Below are 3,393 nucleotides of genomic sequence, written 5' to 3' on the forward strand. Positions count from 1 at the left end.
AAACAGACAACAAACCATGTACAGCGACGCTCTTCCGATCTGATCGGGCTTGATTATATCCAAGTTGAGTGGCTAGGAAAGCCTGATGACGATTCCGATGACGAGTGGAATCTGCTAGTCTATTTCATTCCTGCAGCACCTGGTTTGGAAGGCAAACAGGTGGCTCCCAAAGAAGTCACCTTGGGCAATATCCAAATTACCAAAGGTGGCGTGGTTAGCAGTGATGTTCAGTTGCTAAAACCCACGGAGGACACACCAGTATCCACAGAGGGGAATAAGCTTGAACTCAAGGTTAAGCATCAGTTGAAATCAGATGATAGTGAGGAGCAGAGCAATTCCTATCAATTAAAACTGATTAATATATCATACCTAGATCGGTTCTTTGAGGAGGTCAGCTTTGGCTTCCGAAAACCGAAGCAGATCTCCACGAAAATTGATCCGCAACAGCCCCTACTTGGAGAGCTGAAAACTCAGGAATCCATCGAAATTACCTATCTGGCAAAGGACTATAGCAGCTTTCGCCAATTGATACTTGATCGCCTATCGGTGGTAATGCCTAAATGGCGAGAGCGCAATCCAGCCGATATTGGAATTGTTTTAACAGAAATATTAGCTTATACTGCTGACAGCGCCAGCTATTATCAGGATGCAGTGGCAACAGAAGCCTACCTGAGTAAAGCTCGACAACGAATTTCTATCCGTCGCCACTGCCGTTTGGTAGACTACGTATTGCATGAAGGCTGTAATGCTCGGGTTTGGGTATACCTGGAATTAGAGTCTGGGATGGAGCCAGTGATGCTCCACCAGGACTCCATGGTCGTCACTGGTGCATCAACATTGCAGCCAGTGCTAAAGTCTGATTCCCGTGAAGCCCAAGAGGTGCTCAAGAAAAAGGGGGCTAAGGTTTTTCAAACTCTACACGACCTGGAACTGCGATCAGAACACAATGAAATTGAGTTCTATGCTTGGGGGGCAAATGAGTTTTACTTAAAAAAAGGTACCACAAAAGCGACATTAGTAGGAAATTTAAAGCATTTGCAAAAAGGTGACCTGCTGTTACTCGAAGAGGTAAAAAACCCGCAGACGGGGGAAAACGGCGATCCGGAGCACCGTCAGGTGGTGCGTTTGACTATGGTCAATTCTCAGGTAGAAGACCTGATCGGAGGTAGATTTAAGGACCCACCAGATAATACAGCAGTGCCATTGACTGAGATTGAATGGGCTCTTCCCGATGCACTCAAATTCTCTCTGTGCGTGGCTAAACCTTTTTGTCCGAAAAATACTAGCCCCCTCAGCGTCGCCCGGGGCAATATTGTACTTGCTGATCACGGCAAAACTCAAGAAGAAAATAATATGCCTAAAGTGCAGGCATCGGGGGACTATCGCCCCCAACTGTCTAAAAAGGATCTAACCTACAGCGAAGTTTACAAGCACGAACAGGCAATAGAACAGCCCGCAGCACAAATATTACAGCAAAATCCTCAAAATGCCTTACCAGCCATGTTGTTAAAATCCTCTGCTAGTAACAGTGGTGATTGGGAAACCTGGCATGTACGACCCGACCTTTTGAATAGCAATCAGTTTGCTTCAGATTTTGTTGTGGAAATGGAGAGCGATCGCACAGCCTACCTGCGTTTTGGAGACGGAAATTTGGGCAAAGCACCCCTAGCCGGTTCGACCATGAAAGCAAGCTACCGCAGTGGTAACGGTACTGCCGGTAATGTGGGTCGAGAGGCGATCGCCTATCTGCTTCCCCACGATAGCAATTACTACGTAGAACTGGTTGGGAAAATTACTAAAATCTACAACCCCTTATCTGCCCAGGGTGGTATAGACCCCGAACCGATCCCCGACGCCCGGCTGAATGCCCCTCAGGCTTTCCGCATTCGTCAAAATTGCGTTACAGAAGCAGACTATGTTGAGGTAATGCAACGTTACCCGGAGGTGCAAAAGGCTGCTGCCCAACTGCGCTGGACTGGTAGTTGGTACACTATGTTTATTGCGGTCGATCGCTATGAGGGCAAACCGATTGACGATGCCTTTAAGCAGGAATTGCGCGACTATATCATGCCATTCCGATTGATGGGTCACGACCTAGAGATTGTCGAACCGACCTTGGTTCCCTTGGATATAGTGTTACAGGTAACACTTAAAGATGGCTATTTCCAAAACAGTATCAGACGCGCTCTTGAGGAAACCTTTGGCAACAAAGATTACAAGAGTGGCAGGCGCGGTTTTTTTCATCCAGATAACTTCACCTTCGGTCAACCGGTGTTCCTAAGTCGCATTATTCAGAAGACGATGGAAATTGATGGAGTGTACCGGGCTGAAATTAGCCGCTTTCAGGTTTGGGGTCGGACACCTCAGGATGAACTGAACCGAGGTGTAATCGCCACTGATACGTTGTCCATTGTGCGAGTGGATAATAATCCTTATACTCCAGAGTACGGTTTGATCGAGTTTGAATTAGAGGGGGGCGTATGACCCCTAGTGGTAATTCAAAATTCAAAATTCAAAATTCAAAATAAAATCAGAAATTTGGCAATTTTTTAATTCTGGAAGCCCCCCCGGGTAATTAAAACTTAAAAAGTATAAATTAAAAATATAGAATTGTCCGAATCATTTTGAATTAATAATTTTGAACTTTGAATTGGAGCAAAGCGACGGCAGAAGCCCCCACTGATTGTCATTTTGAATTAATAATTTTTAATTTTGAATTGGAGCAAAGCGACTTGACATCAACACCAGAAAACCAACCAGAACCAATTTACAATCCACCAGGGCTGACAGCCCTCTCTTATCGAATTGCTAGGCATGATGATAGCCTCAAACGGATGAAATCCGGGTTGCATACTCAGACAATCCCCCCTAATCAAAAGGATGGTTCGCGACCCCTAGGAAAACTAACCGCTAGCCACAACGATGACCCTGCGATCGCATTCTTAGATGGTTGGGCGGCAGTGATGGAAGTGCTGACGTTCTACCAAGAACGGATCGCTAATGAAGGCTTCGTGAACACGGCAACCGAGCGACTATCGTTACTGGAACTAAGTCGGACGGTGGGCTACGAACTAGCTCCAGGTGTCGCTGCCAGTACCTATCTAGCTTTTACAATCGAAGAGTCAGAGGATGTACCGGAGATTGTCCAAGTCCCCGAGGGAGTTACAGTCGAAAGCGTACCCATCGCTGATGAAGACCCCCAGGTATTTGAGACTGTAGAAACCTTGGAAATGCGGGGGGCGTGGAATTTACTGCAACCCCATTTACCCTCAGAAATTGTCCCGCAAGACATAAGCGAAGACACCGTATCAATCAAGCTATCGGGTACTGAAACTCAGTTGGAAGAGGGCGAGGCTCTCTTGATAGTAGAGGAGCAAGTAAAATCTTCTGAAA

General features: G+C 46.3%; 2 protein-coding genes. Both read left to right on the forward strand.

The genetic code is table 11. The annotated features are described in order from the left end of the window. A partial coding sequence (locus F6K53_RS35885) for a putative baseplate assembly protein (protein ID WP_293084159.1) occupies positions 1-2,484 on the forward strand: 2,484 nt, incomplete at its 5' end. 161 nt (positions 2,485-2,645) lie between these two features. Beyond that, a partial coding sequence (locus F6K53_RS35890) for a hypothetical protein (protein ID WP_293084161.1) occupies positions 2,646-3,393 on the forward strand: 748 nt, incomplete at its 3' end.

Source organism: Moorena sp. SIO4A1, from assembly GCF_010672065.1.
Lineage (GTDB): Bacteria > Cyanobacteriota > Cyanobacteriia > Cyanobacteriales > Coleofasciculaceae > Moorena.